Annotated in this window: 20 protein-coding genes; 5 read left to right on the plus strand and 15 right to left on the minus strand. The window is 72.7% G+C overall.

Annotation, left to right across the window (positions count from 1 at the left end; translation table 11 throughout):
• Nucleotides 1-11: 11 nt before the first annotated feature.
• The 3 genes from AB0N16_RS38235 to AB0N16_RS38245 form a co-directional block, all read right to left on the minus strand.
• A complete protein-coding gene (locus AB0N16_RS38235) occupies nucleotides 12-1,169 on the minus strand; it encodes an ROK family transcriptional regulator (protein WP_351705867.1) in 1,158 nt (385 codons plus the stop codon).
• A 101-nt stretch (nucleotides 1,170-1,270) separates the two neighbouring features.
• Nucleotides 1,271-1,921 (minus strand): response regulator transcription factor, encoded by a 651-nt coding sequence (locus tag AB0N16_RS38240; protein ID WP_365805053.1) that lies wholly within the window; start codon nucleotides 1,919-1,921, stop codon nucleotides 1,271-1,273.
• Between the two features lie 14 nt (nucleotides 1,922-1,935).
• Nucleotides 1,936-3,090: a histidine kinase gene (locus AB0N16_RS38245; RefSeq protein ID WP_365805055.1), complete on the minus strand. Its 1,155-nt coding sequence runs from the start codon at nucleotides 3,088-3,090 to the stop codon at nucleotides 1,936-1,938.
• 108 nt (nucleotides 3,091-3,198) lie between these two features.
• On the opposite strand from AB0N16_RS38245, the gene AB0N16_RS38250 reads away from it, so the two are divergent.
• Both AB0N16_RS38250 and AB0N16_RS38255 read left to right on the plus strand, forming a co-directional pair.
• The gene (locus AB0N16_RS38250) at nucleotides 3,199-4,122 is read left to right on the plus strand and encodes an ATP-binding cassette domain-containing protein (protein WP_365805057.1); all 924 of its coding nucleotides are present in this window, start codon (nucleotides 3,199-3,201) and stop codon (nucleotides 4,120-4,122) included.
• Between the two features lie 2 nt (nucleotides 4,123-4,124).
• The gene (locus AB0N16_RS38255) at nucleotides 4,125-4,835 is read left to right on the plus strand and encodes an ABC transporter permease (protein WP_365805059.1); all 711 of its coding nucleotides are present in this window, start codon (nucleotides 4,125-4,127) and stop codon (nucleotides 4,833-4,835) included.
• A gap of 32 nt (nucleotides 4,836-4,867) precedes the next feature.
• Here the strand turns inward: AB0N16_RS38255 and mug are convergent, their stop codons facing one another.
• The 10 genes from mug to AB0N16_RS38305 form a co-directional block, all read right to left on the minus strand.
• The gene (gene mug, locus AB0N16_RS38260) at nucleotides 4,868-5,356 is read right to left on the minus strand and encodes a G/U mismatch-specific DNA glycosylase (protein WP_365805061.1); all 489 of its coding nucleotides are present in this window, start codon (nucleotides 5,354-5,356) and stop codon (nucleotides 4,868-4,870) included.
• Nucleotides 5,357-5,421: 65 nt separating this feature from the next.
• The gene (gene purB, locus AB0N16_RS38265) at nucleotides 5,422-6,867 is read right to left on the minus strand and encodes an adenylosuccinate lyase (protein ID WP_351705849.1); all 1,446 of its coding nucleotides are present in this window, start codon (nucleotides 6,865-6,867) and stop codon (nucleotides 5,422-5,424) included.
• Nucleotides 6,868-7,088: 221 nt separating this feature from the next.
• A complete protein-coding gene (locus AB0N16_RS38270; RefSeq protein ID WP_365805063.1) occupies nucleotides 7,089-7,427 on the minus strand; it encodes a DUF4326 domain-containing protein in 339 nt (112 codons plus the stop codon).
• Between the two features lie 10 nt (nucleotides 7,428-7,437).
• The gene (locus tag AB0N16_RS38275) at nucleotides 7,438-8,229 is read right to left on the minus strand and encodes an SGNH/GDSL hydrolase family protein (RefSeq protein WP_365805065.1); all 792 of its coding nucleotides are present in this window, start codon (nucleotides 8,227-8,229) and stop codon (nucleotides 7,438-7,440) included.
• 58 nt (nucleotides 8,230-8,287) lie between these two features.
• Nucleotides 8,288-9,301 carry a hemolysin family protein gene (locus AB0N16_RS38280; protein ID WP_365805067.1) on the minus strand — a complete coding sequence of 338 codons (1,014 nt, stop codon included), beginning with the start codon at nucleotides 9,299-9,301 and terminating at the stop codon, nucleotides 8,288-8,290.
• Complete coding sequence (locus tag AB0N16_RS38285; protein WP_365805069.1) at nucleotides 9,298-10,632, minus strand: hemolysin family protein; 1,335 nt, start codon at nucleotides 10,630-10,632, stop codon at nucleotides 9,298-9,300. Before AB0N16_RS38285 ends, AB0N16_RS38280 begins: the two co-directional genes overlap by 4 nt.
• Before the next feature lie 354 nt (nucleotides 10,633-10,986).
• Nucleotides 10,987-11,406 carry a GNAT family N-acetyltransferase gene (locus AB0N16_RS38290; protein ID WP_365805071.1) on the minus strand — a complete coding sequence of 140 codons (420 nt, stop codon included), beginning with the start codon at nucleotides 11,404-11,406 and terminating at the stop codon, nucleotides 10,987-10,989.
• Nucleotides 11,407-11,485: 79 nt separating this feature from the next.
• The gene (locus tag AB0N16_RS38295) at nucleotides 11,486-12,340 is read right to left on the minus strand and encodes an LLM class F420-dependent oxidoreductase (protein ID WP_365805073.1); all 855 of its coding nucleotides are present in this window, start codon (nucleotides 12,338-12,340) and stop codon (nucleotides 11,486-11,488) included.
• Nucleotides 12,341-12,382: 42 nt separating this feature from the next.
• Nucleotides 12,383-14,950: an ABC transporter permease gene (locus tag AB0N16_RS38300; RefSeq protein ID WP_365805075.1), complete on the minus strand. Its 2,568-nt coding sequence runs from the start codon at nucleotides 14,948-14,950 to the stop codon at nucleotides 12,383-12,385.
• Nucleotides 14,951-14,954: 4 nt separating this feature from the next.
• Entirely contained in the window at nucleotides 14,955-15,797 is an 843-nt protein-coding gene (locus AB0N16_RS38305) for an ABC transporter ATP-binding protein (RefSeq protein WP_365805077.1), read from the minus strand.
• Between the two features lie 129 nt (nucleotides 15,798-15,926).
• Here AB0N16_RS38305 and AB0N16_RS38310 point away from each other — a divergent pair, with 129 nt between their 5' ends.
• Both AB0N16_RS38310 and AB0N16_RS38315 read left to right on the plus strand, forming a co-directional pair.
• The gene (locus AB0N16_RS38310) at nucleotides 15,927-16,178 is read left to right on the plus strand and encodes a toxin-antitoxin system HicB family antitoxin (RefSeq protein ID WP_351698264.1); all 252 of its coding nucleotides are present in this window, start codon (nucleotides 15,927-15,929) and stop codon (nucleotides 16,176-16,178) included.
• A 4-nt stretch (nucleotides 16,179-16,182) separates the two neighbouring features.
• Nucleotides 16,183-16,557 (plus strand): fic family toxin-antitoxin system, toxin component, encoded by a 375-nt coding sequence (locus AB0N16_RS38315; RefSeq protein ID WP_365805079.1) that lies wholly within the window; start codon nucleotides 16,183-16,185, stop codon nucleotides 16,555-16,557.
• Nucleotides 16,558-16,581: 24 nt separating this feature from the next.
• Here AB0N16_RS38315 and AB0N16_RS38320 read toward each other — a convergent pair whose 3' ends face one another.
• The gene (locus AB0N16_RS38320; RefSeq protein WP_365805081.1) at nucleotides 16,582-17,265 is read right to left on the minus strand and encodes a class I SAM-dependent methyltransferase; all 684 of its coding nucleotides are present in this window, start codon (nucleotides 17,263-17,265) and stop codon (nucleotides 16,582-16,584) included.
• Between the two features lie 75 nt (nucleotides 17,266-17,340).
• Complete coding sequence (locus AB0N16_RS38325) at nucleotides 17,341-18,027, minus strand: triacylglycerol lipase (RefSeq protein WP_365805083.1); 687 nt, start codon at nucleotides 18,025-18,027, stop codon at nucleotides 17,341-17,343.
• Between the two features lie 116 nt (nucleotides 18,028-18,143).
• Here AB0N16_RS38325 and AB0N16_RS38330 point away from each other — a divergent pair, with 116 nt between their 5' ends.
• Entirely contained in the window at nucleotides 18,144-20,324 is a 2,181-nt protein-coding gene (locus AB0N16_RS38330) for a LuxR C-terminal-related transcriptional regulator (protein WP_365805085.1), read from the plus strand.
• Nucleotides 20,325-20,500 lie beyond the last annotated feature (176 nt).

Raw genomic sequence — 20,500 nt, forward strand, 5'->3', positions numbered from 1 at the left:
TGCACGGCTGTTCAGCGGCGCGCTGTGACCGTCCCGTCCACCGCGAACAGCTGCTCCTCCACATGGTCGAGGGCGAGCCGCAGCGCGCCGGTCGCCACCGCCGCCTCGCCGAGGAGGGAGAGAGCCACCCTCGGCGGCCGCAGACAGTAGCGGGCGAGTTCGCGGCGCAGCGGCTCCAGGACACCGTCGAGCCCCGCCGCCCAGCCGCCTATCACCACCAGCTCCGGATCGAGGGCCAGCGCGAGCGCGGCCACGTCGTGGACCAGCCGCTGGATGAACCGGTCGACCGCGGCCCGCGCCCGCGTGTCCCCCTTCCGGGCCAGCGCGAACACCTCGGCGACCGCCTGTTCGTCCAGCGGGTGCAGCGGTTCGTCGGTGGTGGACAGCAGCGTCTCCGGGGTCACCTCCCGGCCCAGCAGATGCAGCGCGCCGATCTCCCCGGCCGCCCCGCCGTAGCCCCGGTGCAGCCGTCCGCCGATCAGCGAACCGGCGCCCGGACTCAGCCCGGCCAGCACCATCACCACGTCGTCGGACTCGGTGGCCGCGCCCTTCCAGTGCTCGGCCACGGCCGCCGCGTTGGCGTCGTTCTCCACCAGCACCGGGCACTTGAAGGACCGGCTCAGCCGCTCGCCGAGGCGCAGTCCCGTCCACTGGGGCAGCGCGGTGCCCAGCCGCACCCGGCCGTCCGCCTCGACGATGCCCGGCGTGCCGACCCCGACGGCCCGCAGCGAACTGCGCGGCACCCCGGCCCGGCGCAGCAGTTCGGCGACCGCGGTGCGCAGCCGCTCCAGCCGCTCGTCCGCGTCGGCCGTCTCGTCCACGTCCTTGGCCTGCGCCCCCAGTATCCGGCCGTCCAGGTCCGCCAGGAGCGCGGCGACGCGGTGCGGGCCGATCTCCAGGCCCAGCAGATGCCCGGCCTCGGCCCGGAACCGGAACCGCCGAGCCGGCCGCCCCTGCCGCCGGGTGGCGCCCTCCTCGGCCGCCTTCTCGACGACCAGACCGGCCTCGATGAGCCCCTCGACGACCCCCTCGACGGTCGGCCGGGACAGTCCGGTCACCCGGGTGATCTCGGTCAGGGTCGCGGAGTCCGTGGCACGCAGCGCGTGCAGCACCACCGCGGAATTGATCCTCCGCAGCAGCGACGGATCACCGCCGGTCAGTCCCGCCAACGTCCGTCCTCCCAGCTAGCCCTGCGTGTTGGCCGGATCGTACTTCGGTAGCGACGACCCCGGCGAGTGCCTGGCGCCCCCTACCTGTCGAGGATCCGCGATCAGCGGGGCACGACGAACCCCGACTCGTACGCCGCGATCACCGCCTGCGTACGGTCCCGCGTCCCCAGCTTGGCCAGGACGGCACCCACATGGGACTTCACGGTCTCGGTGCCGACGATCAGCCGCCCGGCGATCTCGGCGTTGGACAGCCCCTGCGCCATGAGCCGCAGCACCTCGGCCTCCCGCTCGGTCAGCCGCGCCCACCGAAGCGCGTCCCGCTCGCCGTCCCCGCCGTACCGGGCGGCGAGTTGCCGTACCGAGGCCGGGAAGAGCAGCGACTCGCCCTCGGCGACCAGCCGCACCGCGTGCACGATCTCGGCCGGCCGGGCCCGCTTCAGCAGAAACCCGTCGGCACCCGCGCGGAGCGCCTCGTACACGTACTCGTCGTCCTCGAACGTCGTCACCACCAGGATCTTCGGCGGTTCCGCGACCGTGCGCAGCACCGCACGCGTGGCCTCGATCCCGTCCAGCAGCGGCATGCGCACGTCCATCGCCACCACGGCCGGCCGCAACTGCCGCACCAGCGGGATGACCGCCGCCCCGTCGGCGGCCTCGCCGACCACCTCGATGTCGGGCTGGGTCTCCAGCACGGCGCGCAGACCCGCCCGTACGAGGGGTTCGTCGTCGACGAGGAGAACGGTGACCGGCATCCGGCCAGGGTAGATCAGCGCACCGGCAGCTCGGCGTGCACCTGCCAGTCGCCCCCGTCCGGTCCGGTGCGCGCGCTGCCCCCGAGCAGGGCCGCGCGCTCGCGTATCCCCCGCAGCCCACTGCCCCGCCCGGGTCCCGGTATCCGGCCCGGCAGCGGATTGCGCACCTCCAGCCCGAGCAGCCCGCCGCCCACGGTCACCCGGACCCGCACGGGCACGGCCCCCGCGTGCCGCAGCACGTTGGTGAGCGACTCCTGCAGGATCCGATAGCCCTCCCGGGAGACCGGACCCGGCACCGTCTCCAGCGGACCGGTGACCTCCGCGTCCACCTTCGCGCCCGAGGCCCGCGCCGACTCCAGGAGCCGGTCGGCGTCGATGAGCGTGGGCCGCGCGTGCACCGGCTGCCGGGACTCGCGCAGTACACCCAGCACGCGCTCCAGATCCTCCAGCGCGCTCCGGCCGGTCTCCTCGATGGCCGCCAGCGCCCGGTCGGTGAACTCCGGACTCCCCGCCGCCCGGGCCGCACCGGCCTGTACGACCGCCACCGTCAGGGCGTGCCCGATGGAGTCGTGCAGCTCGCGCGCGATACGGGTGCGCTCCAGCAGTTGCTCGGTGCGCTCCTCCAGTGCCGCGAGCCGCTCGGCGGCGGACGGGCCGAGCAGCCGCCGGGCCAGCGCGGTCACCAGCTCGCCGAAGCCGACGACGGCGCCGTAGAGGGCGACCAGCGGGAGCGGGACCAGCAGGGCGTACGCCCAGTGCGGCTGGGCCGTGTCCAGGAGCGGGAAGCCGCCGGGCACCTGACCCGCCGCCAGCAGGCTGAGGTCGAACGCGATGGCCGGAAGCCACACCGAGGCCAACGCGCCCGCCGAGCCGACGACCATCCGCGCCTCCAGCCACAACACCGTGCGCCACCGGTCCCGCCAGGTCGCCGACGGCGCCTCGGAGATCCCCGAATCCTCCTCACCGGGCGTGAGCAGCAGCCGCGCCTGCACGCCCTCGCCCCGGCGCACCGCGGGGATCAGCCCGACCGGAACCAGCACCAGCGCGGGCACCCACGGGGTCGACGGGTCGATGAAGAGCCACAGGCTGACGACGAGCAACGGCACCCACAGATGCAGCAGGCGCGTGTACGTCGTCCCCCGCAGCAGCGGGCGTAGAAAGCGGGCCATGCGGACATCCTGACAGGGCCCACTGACAACGGCCCTCCCCCGAGCGGGGGAGAGAACCTCCACCGGCGGGGGAGGAGCCAACCCCGCCGACCCGTCAGGGTGTTGGCCATGACCAGCATCGACGTGCACGAACTCACCAAGGAATACGGCGGTCGCCGGGCCGTGGACCATCTCACCTTCACCGTCCGCCCCGGCCGTGTCACCGGCTTCCTCGGCCCCAACGGCGCCGGCAAGTCCACCACCCTGCGACTCGTCCTCGGCCTCGACCACCCCACCTCCGGAACCGCCACGGTCGGCGGCCGCCCCTACCCGGAACTCCGCGAGCCGCTGCGCCGCGTGGGTGCCCTGCTCGACGCCGACGCGGCGCACGGCTCCCGCACCGGACACGACCATCTGCGTGCCCTCGCGGTGAGCAACCGGATCCCGGCCGGCCGAGTCGAGCGGATGCTGGAGGAGACGGGTCTCGCCCCCGTCGCCCGGCGCCGGACACGGACGTACTCCCTGGGCATGCGACAGCGGCTCGGGATCGCCGCCGCCCTCCTCGGCGATCCCGAGGTGGTCCTCCTGGACGAGCCCGCCAACGGACTCGACCCCGAAGGCATCGTCTGGATCCGCGAGTTGCTGCGCCGGCTGGCGGCGGACGGGCGCACGGTCCTGGTCTCCAGCCATCTGATGAACGAGACGGCGTCCTTCGCGGACCACCTGATCGTCCTCGGCCGCGGCCGGCTCCTCGCCGACACCCCGATCCGGGACTTCATCCACGCGCGCGTACGGCCCGCGGCGAAGGTCCGCACCACCGACGACGAACAACTCGGCGACCTCCTCGCCCGGCATGGCTACGAGGCGGAGCGCGGCCCGGACGGGACCTGGACCGTACGGCACGCGCGCGTGGAGGACATCGGCCACCTGCTGGCCGACGCGCGCGTACCCGTCCTCGAACTCACCCAGGAGGAGGCCACGCTGGAGCAGGCCTACCTCGATCTGACGTCGGCGGAAGCCGAGTTCACCGCCGCCCGTCATCAGGAGGCCTGACCATGCCGTTCCAGCCCGTACTGCACGCCGAGTGGATCAAGATCCGTACGGTGCGCTCACTCGTGGGCGGTCTGTGCGCCGTGCCGCTCGCCACCGCCCTGTTCTCCGGCCTCACGGCCGCCGGTTCCCACGGCTCCGACCCGCTGTTCTCCGCGTTCGCCGGCGTCGCCTTCGGACAGATCGCGGCGGTAGCCTTCGGTGCGACGGCCGTCTCGTCCGAGTTCCGGGGCGGCGCGCTGCGGCTGACCCTGTCCGCGGTGCCCGACCGGCGGCGCTGGTTCGCGGCGAAGGCCACGGCGATCGCGCTGCCGGTGCTCGCCGTCGGTCTGCTCACCGGCCTCGTCACCCTCGTCCTGGGCAAATCCCTGCTCGGGGCCGACGGGCCGACCTGGTCCGAAGGACTGCGCGGCGCCCTGGGCTGCGGCGTCTACCTGACGCTGATGGCCCTGCTCGCGGCGGGACTGGCGGCCGTCCTGCGCAGCGGGACCGCGACGCTCGGCATCCTGGTCCCGTTCCTGCTGATCGCGTCCTTCGTGATCGGCGACCTGGCCGCCGGCGCCGCCGACCTGCTGCCCGACCGGGCCGGTCAGGCCGTCCTGCACAGCGCCCGGCACGGGGCCCTGGGGCCCTGGACCGGACTGGCGGTGACCGCGCTGTGGACGGCGGGCGCACTGCTCGCCGGAGCCCGCAGCGTGCGCCGACGGGACGCCTGACGTCCCGCAACCGCCTTTACACCGGCGAGCGGCTAGCCCTCGGCCGCCTCCCGCAGCCGCCCGAACTCCTCCGCCATCGTCGCCGCCGTCCAGTGCGCGTTCAGTCCGCTGGGGTTCGGCAGCACCCACACCCGGGTGTCCCCGATCAGCCGCTCCTGCGGTCCCACCCGGGCCTTCCGGTCGCCGAACGCGGCCCGGTAGGCCGTGACGCCCACCACCGCCAGCCATCCCGGCCGCACCCGGGTCACCTTCGCCGTCAGCAGCAGGCCGCCCTCCGTGTACTCCGCCGCCGTCAGTTCGTCGGCGCGCGCGGTCGCCCGCGCCACCACGTTCGTGATGCCAAGCCCGTACGACAGCAACTCGCCCTGTTCCGCGGGCTTCAGCAGCCTCGGGGTGAACCCGGACAGGTGCAGCACCGGCCAGAAACGGTTGCCGGGACGGGCGAAGTGGTGGCCCGTGGCCGCCGTCATCAGGCCGGGGTTGATGCCGCAGAACAGCACGTGCAGGCCGTCCGCGATCACGTCCGGGACGAGACGGTCGCGGGCGGCCTCCAGTTCCGCCGCGGTGAAGCGAGGGGAGCGGCTGGTCAGAGGATCGCTCCGGGGGTGTAGCCGGCGGCCTCCGGGTGCTGCTTGGCGATCTCCTCGATCCGGCCGACGACGGCACCGACCTGCGCGGCGGCCGCGCCCGTGAAGGACAGCTTGTCGGCCATCAGGGCCGTCAGCTGCTCCCGGTCGAGCGGCAGCCGCTCGTCGGCGGCCAGCTTGTCGAGCAGGTCGTTGCGCTCGGCGCCCTGTTCGCGCATCGCGAGCGCCGTGGCGACGGCGTTCTCCTTGATCGCCTCGTGCGCGACCTCACGACCGACACCCGCCCGCACCGCGCCCATCAGCACCTTGGTGGTGGCGAGGAAGGGCAGGTAGCGGTCCAGCTCGCGGGCGATGACGGCGGGGAACGCGCCGAACTCGTCGAGGACCGTCAGGAAGGTCTCCAGCAGACCGTCCAGCGCGAAGAACGCGTCCGGCAGGGCCACCCGGCGCACCACCGAGCAGGACACGTCGCCCTCGTTCCACTGGTCGCCCGCCAGCTCGCCGGTCATCGAGGCGTAGCCGCGCAGGATCACCATGAGGCCGTTGACGCGCTCGCAGGACCGCGTGTTCATCTTGTGCGGCATCGCCGAGGAACCGACCTGGCCCGGCTTGAAGCCCTCGGTGACCAGCTCGTGTCCGGCCATCAGCCGGATCGTCTTGGCCAGGGAGGAGGGGGCGGCGGCCAGCTGTACGAGCGCGGTCACGACCTCGTAGTCCAGCGACCGCGGGTACACCTGGCCGACCGAGGTGAAGGCCTGCGAGAAGCCCAGGTGCCGCGCGATCCGGTTCTCCAGCTCGGCCAGCTTCGCCGCGTCCCCGCCCAGCAGGTCCAGCATGTCCTGGGCCGTCCCCACCGGGCCCTTGATGCCACGCAGCGGGTAGCGGCCGAGCAGCTCCTCGACCCGGCCGTACGCCACCAGCAGCTCGTCGGCGGCGGTCGCGAAGCGCTTGCCGAGGGTAGTGGCCTGCGCGGCCACGTTGTGGGAGCGGCCGGCCATGACCAGCTCCGCGTACTCGCCGGCCAGCTTGCCCAGCCGCGCCAGGACGGCCACCGCACGGTCGCGCACCAGCTCCAGCGAGAGCCGGATCTGCAGCTGCTCGACGTTCTCCGTCAGGTCGCGGGAGGTCATGCCCTTGTGCACGTGCTCATGCCCGGCGAGGTCGTTGAACTCCTCGATCCGCGCCTTCACGTCGTGCCGCGTGACCTTCTCGCGCTCGGCGATGGAGGCCAGGTCGACGGTGTCGAGGACCCGCTCGTAGTCCGCGATCGCCGCGTCCGGCACCTCGATCCCGAGGTCCTTCTGGGCTCGCAGCACGGCGAGCCAGAGCTGCCGCTCCAGCTTCACCTTCTGCTCGGGCGACCAGAGCGTGGCGAGCTCGGCGGAGGCGTAGCGTCCGGCGAGGACGTTCGGGATGCGGGGCTTGGCGGGGGCGGCAGAAGTCACGTGTACGGATTCTACTGGCGGTTCCTGCAGGCCAACGCCACAGGTCCGCTCGTGCGAAGCTACGAGAGCCGGGTCACGGCCGGGCCGGGTCCTCCGGACCGGCCCGGCGGTACGGGCCACCCCGCGGTACGGGCCACCCCGCGGTACGGGCCACCCCGCGGTACGGGCCACCCCGCGGCACGGGCCACCCCGCGGCACGGGCCACCCCGCGGGACGCGGCCCTAGGAGGCCTCGGCCAGCTCCGCCAGGACGTCCGCGTGGCACGGCTCGGGCGCGCACCAGCACGCCAGGGTCTTCCCCCGCAGCTCGGCCACCAGCTCCAGCAGTTCGGGTCGCTCCAGCAGATACGCCCGGTACATCGCCATCACCTCGGCCCGGGTGCCGTCCCGCTTCTTCTTCGGAGTGTCGTAGGCGAAGGGGTTGCGGAGCGGGTGGCGGGGCAGGTCCCAGCCGCCCATGGTCCAGCGGCGGCCGACGTAGACGACGTCCTCGGGGGCGTGTTCCAGCCGGGGGCCGAACTCATGGATCAGGCCCCTGACATTGATCACCCGCGTGGACACAGGACCCACGCTATGCCTCGTACGGCAGCAGCTCCGGCCGCTTCGGCGCGCGGCCGTCGCCCGAGGAGCGGCCGGTCAGACGGCGGCCTATCCACGGCAGCAGGTACTGCCTGGTGAAGCGGGCGTCCTCGACCCGGCGCGCGACCCAGCCCGGCGGTGGCGTGACCGGCATCGGCGTGTGCCACTCGCTGTCCTCGGCCTCGTAGCCGAGGGTCTGCCAGACCGCCTCGGCGACCCGGCGATGCCCCTCCGCCGTGAGGTGCAGCCGGTCCACGTCCCACATCCGGGGGTCGGCCAGCGAGGGGGCGCCGTACAGGTCGACCACGAGGGCGCCGTGCTGCCCGGCGAGGTCCTCGACGCAAGCGAACAGCTCCTCCATGCGCGGCCGGAACCGTTCCAGGACCGGGCCCTGGCGGCCGGGGCTGCGCATCAGGACCAGCTGCTCGCAGGCCGGCGCCAGCCGCTCCACCGCCTCGGTCAGCAGGTCCCGGACCCGGACCATGTCGCACTTGGGGCGCAGGGTGTCGTTGAGGCCGCCGACCAGCGTGATCACGTCCGGCCGCATCGCGACGGCCACGTCGACCTGCTCCTCGACGATCTGTCCGATCAGCTTGCCGCGTACCGCGAGGTTGGCGTAGCGGAAGCCGGGGTTGCGGGCGGCCATCCGGGTGGCGAGGACATCGGCCCAGCCCCGGTACGAGCCGTCGGGTTGCAGGTCCGACATGCCCTCGGTGAAGGAGTCGCCGACCGCGACCAGGCTGGAGTGCGCGGGGAGCACAGGGTGCACAGGGTTCTTCTGCATGGCGACAGAGATGGTATCCCGAGGCGCATACCCGTCAGTCGGTCCCTCCCCGGAGGGGCTACGCGTGCTGTCCGAACAGCTCCCGCAGCACGTCCTCCATCGTCACCAGCCCCGCCAGCCGTCCGTCGTCGCCGAGCACGCCCGCCAGATGGGTGCGGCTGCCGCGCATCGCGGTGAGCACGTCGTCCAGCGGGGTGCTCTCCCGCACCCGCGCGATGGGCCGCATGTCCCGCAGCCGGAACGCCTCGTCCCGGGGCGAGGCGTCCAGCGCGTCCTTGACGTGCAGATAGCCGACGATCCGCCGCCCCGCGTCGACCACCGGGAACCGGGAGAACCCGGACTGCGCCGACAGCCGCTCCAGTTCCTCCGGGGTGACGCCCACGCGCGCGTAGACGACACGTTCCAGCGGCACCACCACGTCCCGCACCGGCCGGCGGCCCAGCTCCAGGGCGTCGTGCAGCCGTTCTTGGGCCCGGTCGTCGATCAGGCCCGCCTCGCTGGCGTCCTTGACGATCTCGGCGAGTTCGGTGTCCGTGAACGTCGCCGCGACCTCGTCCCTGGTCTCCACCCGCAACAGCTTGAGCAGCCCGTTCGCGAAGGCGTTCACCGTGAAGATCACCGGACGCAGCGCCCGGGAGAGCGTGACCAGGGGCGGTCCGAGCAGCAGCGCGCTGCGCACGGGCTCGGCGAGCGCCACGTTCTTCGGCACCATCTCGCCGAGCAGCATGTGCAGATAGGTGGCCAGTGCCAGCGCGATCACGAAGGACACGGCATGGCCGGCGCCCTTGGGTACACCGACCGCGTGGAACACCGGCTCCAGCAGATGGGCGATGGCCGGCTCGGCGACCACACCCAGTACCAGCGTGCACAGCGTGATGCCGAGCTGGGCGGCGGCCAGCAGCGCGGACACGTGCTCCAGGCCCCACAGCACGCTCTTGGCCCGCCGGTCGCCCGCCTCGGCGTGCGGCTCGATCTGCGAGCGGCGCACGGAGATCAGCGCGAACTCGGCGCCCACGAAGAAGGCGTTGACGACCAGCGTCGCGAAACCGATCAGCAGCTGTACGACGGTCACCGGCGCCCCTCCTGCTCCCGCGCGTCGTCGAGCGGCGCGTGCAGCAGCACCCGGGCCGCCCGCCGCCCCGACGCGTCCACCACCTCGAGCCGCCACCCGGCGACCTCGACGCCGTCCCCGGTCTCGGGTATCCGCCCCAGCTCGGCCGCGACCAGCCCGGCCAGCGTCTCGTACGGCCCCTCGGGTGCCTTCAGGCCGACGCGCGCGAGCTGGTCCATACGGGCCGCGCCGTCCGCCGAGTAGAGCACGCGGCCCTGCTCGTCGGTGCCCGAGGGGGCGAGATCGGGCGTCTCGTGCGGGTCGTGCTCGTCGCGGACCTCGCCGACGACCTCCTCGACGATGTCCTCCAGGGTGGCGACCCCGGCGGTACCGCCGTACTCGTCGATGACGACGGCCATGGTGCGCCGGCCGCCGAGACGGTCCAGGAGGCGGTCGACGGTGAGGGACTCGGGGACCAGCAGCGGCTCGCGCATCACCTGGGCGACGGGGACGCGCGCCCGCTCCGCCACGGGCAGGGCCACGATGTCCTTGATGTGGGCGGTGCCGACGACCGAGTCCAGGGTGTCGCGGTAGACCGGGAAGCGGGACAGCCCGGTCGCCCGGGTCGCGTTCGCCACGTCCTCGCAGGTCGCCCGGACCTCCAGGGCGACGACCTGGACGCGCGGGGTCATCACGTTCTCCGCCGTGAGGTCGGCGAGGTTCAGCGTGCGCACGAACAGCTCGGCGGTGTCCGCCTCCAGCGCGCCCGCCTTGGCGGAGTGCCGGGCCAGCGCGGCCAGCTCCTGGGGCCCGCGCGCGGAGGCCAGCTCCTCGGCGGGCTCCACGCCGAACCGTCGTACCAGCCGGTTCGCGGTGTTGTTCAGGTGCGTGATGAAGGGCCGGAAGGCCGCACTGAACCAGCGCTGGGCGTTGCCCACCCGCTTGGCCATGGCCAGCGGCGAGGAGATCGCCCAGTTCTTGGGCACCAGCTCGCCGACGACCATCAGGAACACCGTGGACAGCGCGGTGCCGATCACCAGCGCGAGCGAACTCGCCGCCGACCGCGCGATGCCCACCGCCTCCAGCGGACCGGCCAGCAGCTTGGCGATCGACGGCTCGGCGAGCATGCCGACCACCAGATTGGTGACCGTGATGCCGAGCTGTGCCCCCGAGAGCTGGAACGTCAGCTGCCGTACGGCCTTGAGGGCGCCCGCCGCCCCGGTCTCGCCGCGCTCCGCGGCACGTTCCAGTTCACCGCGACCCACCGTGGTCAGCGAGAACTCGGCGGCGACGAAGGCACCGCAGGCGAGCGAGAGCAGGATCGCCACCAGCAGGAGGAGCACTTCGGTCATCGGGTCACCTCCGTCCCATGGTCGGACAGGGCGGCCGGGACCGCGCGGTATTGCCGGGACAGAGGACCGGGAGGCTCGCCCATGGGCGGACGCTCACACACCTTTCATCGAGGAACGGGACGATCCCCCCATGGTAAAGGATCGGCAAAGCGTGCCATTCGGAAGCCTTCGCCGGCGGTCTCGGCCGGCCTCCTCACCCGTCGCCCGCCCGGGCAAGGCGCGCGCGGTCTCGTGGTCCACCAGTACCCTCGCGTGGCCGCGCCACCCACCCAGCCGCACGAACCACTCCTCGATGGCCGCCGGCGGTGTCGGCCGTCGAATCGTGGTTGCTCGCGGACATCGCCTCGCCTGTCTCTACAGGGGCTTGATCCAGCGCCGCCAGTGGTCCTCGCGGTGGTAGCCGGCCGCGGCCCAGGCGTGGTGCGCCTGTTCGTTGGCTTCCAGGACCATGGCGTCGACCCGTCGTCCGCCCAGCGCGGCGAAGCGTTGTTCCGCGGCTTCCAGCAGGGCGGTGGCGATGCGTTGCCGGCGGTGGTCGGGGTGTACGGCGAGCCGGTAGGCGGAGCAGCGCCATCCGTCGAAGCCGGCTATGACGGTTCCGGCGAGGAGGCCGTCGCGCTCGGCGAGGAGCAGGGCTTCGGGGTCTCGGGTGAGGAGCCGGGTCACTCCTTCGTGGTCGTCGCTGATGCTCGTGCCCTCCGCGGCGTCGCGCCAGAACCGCAGCACGGTGTCGATGTCCGAGAAGGTGGCGTGGCGGATATGCAGATCGCTCATGGGGCGAGCCAAGCAGGGCGCTGGTCCGGCTGGCGACCGGGTTTCCATGAGCCGCGAGCCCGTCGGCGAAGGTCCGCGGTCACCCTGACAGCTCCGCCAGCACCGGCGCGAAAGCCTCCATGTACGGTTCCAGGACGGTCAGATAGGAGAACCCGTACCGCTCGCGCAGCCCCCGCGCCCGCCCCACGACCTCCTCCACGGTGCCGACGAGGACCGTGGGCAGGGCGAGGGCCTGGGCCAGGGTCAGTTCGGGCCGTCGCTCCAGGAGCGGGCCGAGTGCGGACTGCGGGTCGTCGGTGATCGCCACGATCTGGATGAGCAGGTTCCGTTCGGCGGGCTCCCCGCGGCCCGCTGCCAACTCCGCGTAGCGGGCGACCCGTTCGTCGAGTTCCTGGGCGGGGACCGGTTCCAGGCGGCCCTCCGTGTTTCCCGGTGCCAGGCGGGCCCCGGCGAAGGCCGCGATGTCCGCGTGCTCGGCGGTCAGCCGCAGCATCCGGTCGCCGTTGCCGCCGATCAGCAAGGGCACCCGGCACTCGTCCGACTTGAGCAACTCCTCGACCGTGCGGCGCAGATGGTCCACCCGTTCGCGCGGTGAGCCGAACGGCAGCCCGGCGCGCTCGTGCTCCGTCTGTACGTAGCCGGTGCCGAGCCCGAGTTCGAGGCGGCCGTCGGTCAGCGCGGCGGTCGTCGCCACCTCGCGGGCCAGCAGCACCGGGTTCCAGAAACCCGCGTTGAGCACGAAGGTGCCGAGGCGGGGCCGTTCGGTCGCCCCGGCCGCCGCGACCAGCGCCGGGAAGGGCGCCGGCATCCCCAGATGGTCGGGGACGAGGAGTACGTCGTATCCGAGTTCCTCGGCGCGCCGGCACTGCGTGCGCCACTCGGCGGCCGACGCGGGCGTGAGCAGGTTGACCCCGAAGCGGAACGGGCGGGACATGAACTCTCCTCAGCGGTCCGGGACGTGAGAGCCACGATTCCATCACTCGTGCGCGATGGCCGCCAGCACATTCATGCGCGATGCACGCAATGCCGGCAGCAGCGCGGCCACGATGCCCACGACCGCCGAGCCGATCACCACCGCGACGATCGTGCCCCAGGGGATCGCCAGCGCCTTCATGCCCTGCAGGGCCAGCACCTGCTGGGTGCACACACCCCACACCAGGCCGAGCGCGAGCCCCAGCACCGCGCCGAACACCGCGATCACCACCGACTCCAGCCGGATCATGCGGCGCAGCTGCCGCCGGCCCAGCCCGATCGCGCGCAGCAGCCCGATCTCCCGGGTGCGCTCCACGACCGACAGGGCAAGGGTGTTGACCACGCCGAGCACCGCGATCACGATCGCAAGCCCCAGCAGGGCGTACACCAGGTAGAGCAGCACGGCGATCTGGTCGTGGACCAGCTTCTTGTAGTCGGCCTGGTCGCGGACCTGCACCTGCGGGAACGGTGCGAGGGTCTTCTCCAGGTTCGCGCGGAGTCGGTCCGCACTCGTGCCCGGGGCGTGGTTGACGTACAACGACGAGTCCTGGCCGCCGGGCACGTACTTCTCCACGGTGGCGATGCCGAAGAACAGCCCACCCTGGGTGCCGAAGCCGCTGCCGCTGTCCTGGTCGGTGAGGGCACCCACCGTCATCTCCGCGCTCTTCCCGCCCTGGAACTCGACCGGGAGCACGCTGCCGAGGCGCACCTTGTGGTCCGCGGCGAAGGTGGCGTCCATACCGATACTGCCTGCGGCCAGCGCGGCCGCCGTGTCGCCGCCCTTGTAGGCGACATGGGCGACCTCGTCGACCTGCCGGTCGTACCCGGCGGCGGTCGTGGTGACCCGCTTGCCGTCCGGCAGCCGTACCGCCACCGGCGCGAACCGCTGCCGTACGACGAGACCGACGCCCTCGGTAGCGCGCACCTTGTCGGTGACCTCCTGGGTGAACGGGAGGAAGTTGCCGTTCTGGACGATGAAGTCGGCGCCCAGCGTCCTGTCGATCTGCTGGTCGAAGGACTTGGACATGGAGGCGCTGGCCACCGACATCCCGCCGACCAGGGCGAGCCCCACCATGAGCGCGGCGGCGGTGGCGCCGGTGCGGCGCGGGTTGCGCAGGGCGTTGCGCTGGCTCATCCGGCCCACCGAGCCGAACAGGGCGGGAAAGGCCGCACCGAGGACCCGGATCACCGGTCGTACCAGCAGCGGGCCCGCGATGACCGTCGCGAGCAGCGTCAGCACCACTCCGAGGCCCAGCAGCGAGGCGGCCGAGGCGGTCTTCGTGGCCGCCGCGCAGCCCGCGAGGGCCGCCGCCCCGAGCGCCCCGACGACCGCCCCGACGATCGCCCGCGTCTTCAACGGCTTGCCCACCCCGGCGATCTCGGCGTCCGCGAGCGCAGCCATCGGCGACACCGTGGCCGCGCGCCGGGCCGGCAGATAGGCGGCGACGAAGGTGACGCCGACCCCCACGACGTAGGCGGCGACGGGGGTGCCCCAGCCGATGACCATCTCGGTGGCCTTGAGGTTCATCCCGAACGCGCTCATCAGCTTGATCAGCCCGAGCGCCAGCCCGATGCCGGCGGCCAGGCCCAGCGTCGAACCGACCAGCCCGAGCAGCACCGCCTCGGTGAGCACGGACCGCCGTACCTGACGCCGGTCGGCGCCCAGCGCGCGCAACAGGCCCAGCTCGCGGGTGCGCTGGGCGATCAGCATGGAGAAGGTGTTGACGATCAGGAAGACGCCCACGAGCGTGGCGATGCCGGCGAACCCGAGCATCACGTACTTTATGACGTCGAGGAACCCGCCCAGGTCCGCGGCGGAGGACTTGGCCTGCTCGTCGGCGGTCTTCAGGTCGTACGTCCCGGTGCCGATCGCCTCGCCGATCCGGTGCTTCAGCTCGGCGTCCGGGACGCCCGGCGCCGCGTCCACCGAGATGCTGGTGGCCCGGCCGGCGGAGCCGAGCAGTTCCTGCGCGGCGACCGACGGGTCGAGGAAGACCAGGGCCGCACCGGGGTTGGTGGTGGTGAAGGTGGCGATGCCGACGATCCGGACCTTGAAGGTGCCGGGCTGGGCCTGCACGGTCAGGGTGTCGCCGATGCGTACGTGCTTCTTGTCGGCGGTGTCCGCGTCGAGCAGCGCCTGGCCCGCACCCTGCGGGGCGTGCCCCGAGGTGAGCTTCACGGGGCTGCGGTGGGTGAGGTACCAGTCGGTGGCGATGGTCGGGGCGCCGGTGGTCGGGCCGACCGACTTGTTGTGGCTGTCGACCACCACGATGTTCTGCACGGAGACGTCCGCGTGGGTGTCCGCGACCCCGTCGACCTTGGCGACCTGGTCCTTCAACGCGGCCGGCACGGTCTGCACGGCGCCGGTCGGCACCGACGACTTGAGGTCCTCCTTCGGCTCCACCGTCACGTCGGCGGAGGTGGAGGCGAAGAGCCGGTCGAAGGTACGGGTGACGGTGTCGGAGAAGATCAGGCTGCCCGCGACGAACGCCACGGACAGGACGATGGCCAGCGCGGACAGCAGCAGCCGTCCCTTGTGGGCCAGGAAGCTCCGCAGGGTTGCCTTGAGCACCGGGTCAGTCCTCCCCGGGCCCCGCGGACCCGCTTTCCACGTCGGATACGGGGGTCTCGGACCGCGCGGCGGAGCCGCTCGTGTCAGGGCCCCCGGGGAAACGGCGCATGCGTTCGAGGACGGCGTTCGCCGTCGGTCCTTCCATGCGGTCCACCACCCGGCCGTCCGCGAGGAAGAGCACCAGGTCGGAGTGGGCGGCCGCGCCCGGGTCGTGGGTCACCATGACGACCGTCTGCCCGAGCCGGTCGACCGCGTCCCGCAGAAAGCCCAGCACCTCGAGGCCGGCTCGCGAGTCCAGGTTGCCGGTCGGCTCGTCGGCGAAGATCAGCTCCGGCCGGGAGGCCAGCGCCCGCGCACAGGCCACCCGCTGCTGCTGCCCGCCGGACAGCTGCGCGGGCCGGTGCTTGAGCCGGTCCCGCAGCCCCAGTGTGTCGATGACCTGGTCCAGCCACTTCCCGTCGGGCTTCCTGCCCGCGATGTCCATGGGCAGGGTGATGTTCTCGGCGGCGTTCAGCGTCGGGATCAGGTTGAACGACTGGAACATGAACCCGATCCGGTCCCGGCGCAGCCGCGTCAGCTCGCGCTCCCGCAACCCCGTTATCTCGGTGCCGCCGAGCCAGACCTGACCCGCCGACACGGTGTCCAGCCCCGCCAGACAGTGCATCAGCGTGGACTTGCCGGAGCCCGAGGGGCCCATGACCGCGGTGAAGCGGCCGCGTGCGATGTCCACGTCCACCGAGTCCAGTGCGAGCACGGCCGTCTCGCCCGCGCCGTACGCCTTGGTCAGCCCCCGTGCCCGGGCTGCTGTCCCCTCGGCGGCGGGTGCCTCCGCAGCAGGTGTGGCCAAGACTGCCTCCTCGCTCGCGCGGCCTCATTGTCCGGGTCGAGCGTAGTGTGACGCGTCCCACAGGCGGTATCACTTTTCGGTTCCGATGCGCGCTTGCCGCTGCTAGCACAACCGCGCTAGCTTCTAGGTATGGCGAAGACCCAGCTGAACGTGCGCGTGGACGAGGGCACCGCCAAGGCGGCCCGTGAGCGCGCTCTCGCGCGCGGGATGAGCGTCAACCGCTACATAGAGGAACTGGTCATGCAGGACACGGGTGAAGCGGGCCGTACGTTCGTCGAGGCCGCCGCCGACTTCATGAAGCAGTACGAGTCCGTCTTCGCGGAGGAATTCGGCGAAGCGCAGGGTCCCGATACGTCTGACAAGACCGAAGGCCGTCACTGATCCCTTGAGCGACCTGACCATCGACCTCGCCTGGCTCCTCATGCTCGCCGAACAGAAGACCCCGGGGGACCCCCAGGTCACCGACTGGGGTGCGCTGATCGCCGCCGTCGCCAGGCACCAGGCCGAGATATTCGACGTCCCCGTCTACGACACCCCGCAGGCCCGCGCCGCCGCCCTGCTCCAACTCCTCATCCACGTCCCGGCACTTGAGCGCTCCAACGCCCTCTTCGCGTCCTCGGTCGCCTACGCCTACCTGGTCGCCAGCGGCCTCAAGGTCGCCACCTCGCCCGAACAGGTCCGCGATCTGGCCCGGTTGGTGAAGACCGGCGAGGCGAGCGTCTCCGACATCGCCGAGGAGCTGTGCCGCTGGAGCCTGTGAGCCGGATCCCGGTGAGGATTTCGCTCAGGACTCCGGGGGCCTGCGCGCGACGCCCAGCACACAGTAGGAGGACGGCAGCCGCAGGCCGTTCTCCGGCAGGAACACCCGCCGGTACGGGCCGATTTCGAACCCGGCCGCGCGCAACTCGGCGACCGGCTCCCGGGACAGATGACAGCCGCCGCTCAGCAGCGGCCACACCGTCCGGTCCAGCGCCCGCTGGGTGAACAGCATCGCCGGGCCGCCGCCCCGCCCGTGCTCGAAGAACCGCAGCTCACCGCCCGGCCGCAGCACCCGCCGTACCTCCGCGAGCGTCCGTGGCACGTCCCGCACACTGCACAGGACCAGGGAGAGCACCGCCGCGTCGTACGCCTCGCTCTTCACCGGCAGCGCCTCCGCCGCGCCCGGCACCACGTCCACCGGCACCTCGGCGCGGACCGCAGCCTCCGTCGCCAACTTCCGCAGGGAACGCTCCGGTTCGATCGCGACGACCTCCGCCACCGACCCGGGGTACCGCGCGAAATTGAGCCCGTTGCCCGCGCCGATCTCGATCACCCGCCCGGACAGCCCGGAGAGCAGCCGCTCGCGGGTCGCCGCCATACCGAGCCTGGTTTCGGCGGCCACACTGCAGCGGGCGTAGAACCGGGCGAACAGCGGGTGGTGGACGGGATCGCGTACCGGGTTCCCGGCACCGGTGGACATCAGCCGCATGACGATACCTCCCGACGGGAGCAGGTCTACGGTGATTGTCCCCCGCGAAGGCCCGTCGCACCCCCCGCCGCCGGATCAGGCGATGAAGTCCCGCACCTGCTGGTAGACGCCGTAGTCGTCGTTCATGTCGGTGTGCGAGATGCAGCCGACGCCGACGTCGGTCGCCCCGCTCAGCAGCGCCGAGGAGTCCGGGTCGATCGCCGCGTCGCAGTTCGACCAGTACGCGGCGTACGAGACACTGCCGGGCGTCTCGTCACCGGAGTTCAGCGCGGTCAGGAAGGAGCTGCCGGTCGTCATCTCCTTGCAGGACGTGTACAGCCACCCGCACAGCGAGGCGACGCTCGTCCCGTGGTTCACCCCGGCGACCGACACGAAGTCGTCCACGTACGAGGTCCCGCCGAGGTTCTTGAGGTAGTAGCGGCTGTTCAGCGCGCCCATGGAGTGGACCACCAGGTCCACCTTCGAGGCGCCGGTCTGCGAGAGCACGGTCTGGATGTAGCTCGACAGCTGCGAGGCGGTGGTGACGTTCGACTTCGTCCAGTCGTACGACCAGGCCCACAGCTCCGACGAGGTGTACCCGTCGGCCTTGAAGTCCGCGATCCAGCTGTCCCAGCTGCTGGAGTCGCTGCTGAGGCCGTGCACGAAGACGACCGGGTCGTGGCTCGCCGCCTGCGCGGGAGTCGTGGCCAGGGGGAGTGACAGAAGGAGCGAACCGGCTATCGCCGTCAGAGCGGTTGCGATGCGACGCTTGGCGCGTTGCATGATGCCTCCTGAAACGGGTGGGGTTGTTCAGGAGTGTCGGGACGGGTCTACGCGCGCCGCATCGGTGAAGTCGCCAGTCTTTACGAGTCAACTAACTCGCCAGTAACGTCTTTCGTGTGGTGATACCGGTGAATCCCCCACCTCTTGACCGCACTTCGCCACCGCAGACGTCCGAAGCAGGGCCATGCCCGGCTTCGGCGCTCCCCGAGGGCGTACGCGCCCGGGTGCGACGCGTCGTATACGAAGATCAGCGCGCCGTGGCCGAACTCGTGCCGCGCCTCACCGCACGGCAGACGGCGGGACTCGACCCGCTGCCGGCCGAACCGGCCGAACTCGCCCCGCGGTTGCTCCATGCCCTGCGCCGGGAGATCCGGGCCCTGCCCGACGACACCCGCCGGCTGCTGCTCCTCGCCGCGGCCGACCAGTACCCGGTCGCCACGCACGCCTTCCTGCGCGCGGTCACGGCCGGCCGGCTCGACACCCGCCCGCTGGAGGCCGCCGAGACCGCCGGGGTCGCCCACGCCGGTGCCGGCGGGGTGTTCTTCCGGGACGCCTGGACCCGGATCGCCGCCTACGGGACCGCCTCACCGGCCGACCGGCGCGAGGCCCACCAACTGCTCGCCCGGGTGCTGGGCGGCAAGGGCGAGGCGACCCGCCGCTCCTGGCACCGGGGCGCCGCCGCGCTCGGCCCCAGCGCCCGGCTCGCGGCGGAACTCCGGACCGCCGCCGACCGGGCCCGTACCGAGGGCAGACCCGCGCTCGCCCGCGCCCTCGCCGAACGCGCCGCCGAACTCTGCCCGGACCCGGTGGCGGAGGCCCGGTTGCTCGCCCTGGCCGCCGCCGACGCGTGGCGTTCCGGAGAGCCCGACCGGGCGAGACGGCTCGCCGCCCGTACGGACGACTCCGCCCTCGACGGCGTCCTCGCCCTCAGAGCCGGCAACGCATCGGAGGCATTCGACGCCCTGCTCACCGCCGCCGTCCGGCAGGAACGTTCCGTCGACTCCGCCGGACTCCTCGCCCTCGCCACCGAGGCCGCCGTCTACACCGGCGACCTGAGACGCTGCCGAGAGGTCCATGACCTCGCCCGGTGGCTGGGCCTCTCCCCGCCCGGCGTCCTGGCCGGGCTCACCGCCGCCGTCGAGGGCCGCTACGACGACGCCCGGATCCTCCTCGAGGGCACCGCCGGCCGCTGCGGACCCGGTGGCGACCCCGGTCTGCTGATCCACTCCGGCATGGCCGCGCTGATGCTCGGCGACCACACCCGCGCCGCCACCGCCACCCTCCGGGCCGCCGCCTCGGCCCGCGCCCACGGCATCCCGGCGACTGCCGCGCAGGCCATGGAGTTCCGCGCCTACGCCGACTTCTGGACCGGCCGCACCCGGGCCGCCGAGGCCGCCGTCCAGGAGGCCCTGAGCCAGGCCCACGCCACCGGGCAGGACAACGGGGCCTGCCATCTCCAGGCCGCGCTCGCCATGTTCGCCGCCGTCCGGGGCGACGAGGAGGCTTGCCGCGAGCGCACCGCAGCCGTCCGCTCCCACGCCCTGGCGCACGGGCTCGGCCTGCCCGCCGCCCTCGCCCAGTGGGCACTCGCCTTCCTCGACCTCACCAACGGTCGCTTCCCCGCTGCCGCCGCCCGGCTGCGCGCCCTCGCCGGGTTCGGCCCCGGACACGGCCACCGGGCCATCCGGCACCTGGCCACCCCGCACTACGTCGAGGCCGCCGTCCGCACCGGAGACACCCGGGTCGCCCGCGCCGCGCACGCCGACTACCACCGCTGGGCCACCGCCGTCCGCAGCACCGACGACCTCGCGCTCAGCGCCCGCTGCCGGGCCCTGCTCGCCCCCGGCGCCGAGGCCGTCCAGCACTACCGTGCCGCCCTCGACCTGCACGCCCGGGGTACCCGGGACTTCGAACGCGCCCGCACCGAGCTGATGTTCGCCGGAGCCCTGCGCCGGCTGCGGCAGCGCCCCGAGGCACGCGACCGGCTGCACAGCGCGCTGGCCGCCTTCGAGTCGTTCGGCGCCCCGCACTGCGCCGCCCAGGCCCGTGCCGAACTCCGGGCACTGGGCACGGCCTTGACACCTGCCACCACCGGTGCGCCAGACCCGGCCGCCGTCCTCACCGCCCAGCAGCTCATGGTCGCCCGGATGGCCGCTGAGGGCGCCACCAACCGCGAGATAGCCGACCGCCTCAACCTGAGCCCACGCACGATCGACCACCACCTGCGGGGGGTCTTCAGCCGGTTGGGGATCCGATCCCGGATCGAACTGGTACGGCTGCTCGGCGAGTCGCCCTAGGTCCGTCTAGGTCTGTGGGTCGGGTGCGGCGCCATCGTGGCTGGTCGCGCAGTTCCCCGCGCCCCTGAAGGGGCGTTCCACCCCGGATCGAACTGGTACGGCTGCTCGGCGAGTCGCCCTAGGTCCGTCTAGGTCTGTGGGTCGGGTGCGGCGCCATCGTGGCTGGTCGCGCAGTT

Source organism: Streptomyces sp. NPDC051105 (assembly GCF_040682795.1).
In the GTDB taxonomy this organism is placed as follows: domain Bacteria; phylum Actinomycetota; class Actinomycetes; order Streptomycetales; family Streptomycetaceae; genus Streptomyces.

Excerpts from the sequence above, each read along its gene's own strand:
- AB0N16_RS38325 (WP_365805083.1), bottom strand. The coding sequence starts at position 18,027 with ATGCAACGCGCCAAGCGTCGCATCGCAACCGCTCTGACGGCGATAGCC.
- AB0N16_RS38240 (WP_365805053.1), bottom strand. The coding sequence starts at position 1,921 with ATGCCGGTCACCGTTCTCCTCGTCGACGACGAACCCCTCGTACGGGCG.
- AB0N16_RS38245 (WP_365805055.1), bottom strand. The coding sequence starts at position 3,090 with ATGGCCCGCTTTCTACGCCCGCTGCTGCGGGGGACGACGTACACGCGC.
- AB0N16_RS38285 (WP_365805069.1), bottom strand. The coding sequence starts at position 10,632 with ATGACCGAAGTGCTCCTCCTGCTGGTGGCGATCCTGCTCTCGCTCGCC.
- AB0N16_RS38310 (WP_351698264.1), top strand. The coding sequence starts at position 15,927 with ATGGCGAAGACCCAGCTGAACGTGCGCGTGGACGAGGGCACCGCCAAG.
- AB0N16_RS38250 (WP_365805057.1), top strand. The coding sequence starts at position 3,199 with ATGACCAGCATCGACGTGCACGAACTCACCAAGGAATACGGCGGTCGC.
- AB0N16_RS38320 (WP_365805081.1), bottom strand. The coding sequence starts at position 17,265 with ATGCGGCTGATGTCCACCGGTGCCGGGAACCCGGTACGCGATCCCGTC.
- AB0N16_RS38275 (WP_365805065.1), bottom strand. The coding sequence starts at position 8,229 with ATGCAGAAGAACCCTGTGCACCCTGTGCTCCCCGCGCACTCCAGCCTG.
- AB0N16_RS38295 (WP_365805073.1), bottom strand. The coding sequence starts at position 12,340 with ATGTCCCGCCCGTTCCGCTTCGGGGTCAACCTGCTCACGCCCGCGTCG.
- AB0N16_RS38290 (WP_365805071.1), bottom strand. The coding sequence starts at position 11,406 with ATGAGCGATCTGCATATCCGCCACGCCACCTTCTCGGACATCGACACC.
- AB0N16_RS38255 (WP_365805059.1), top strand. The coding sequence starts at position 4,125 with ATGCCGTTCCAGCCCGTACTGCACGCCGAGTGGATCAAGATCCGTACG.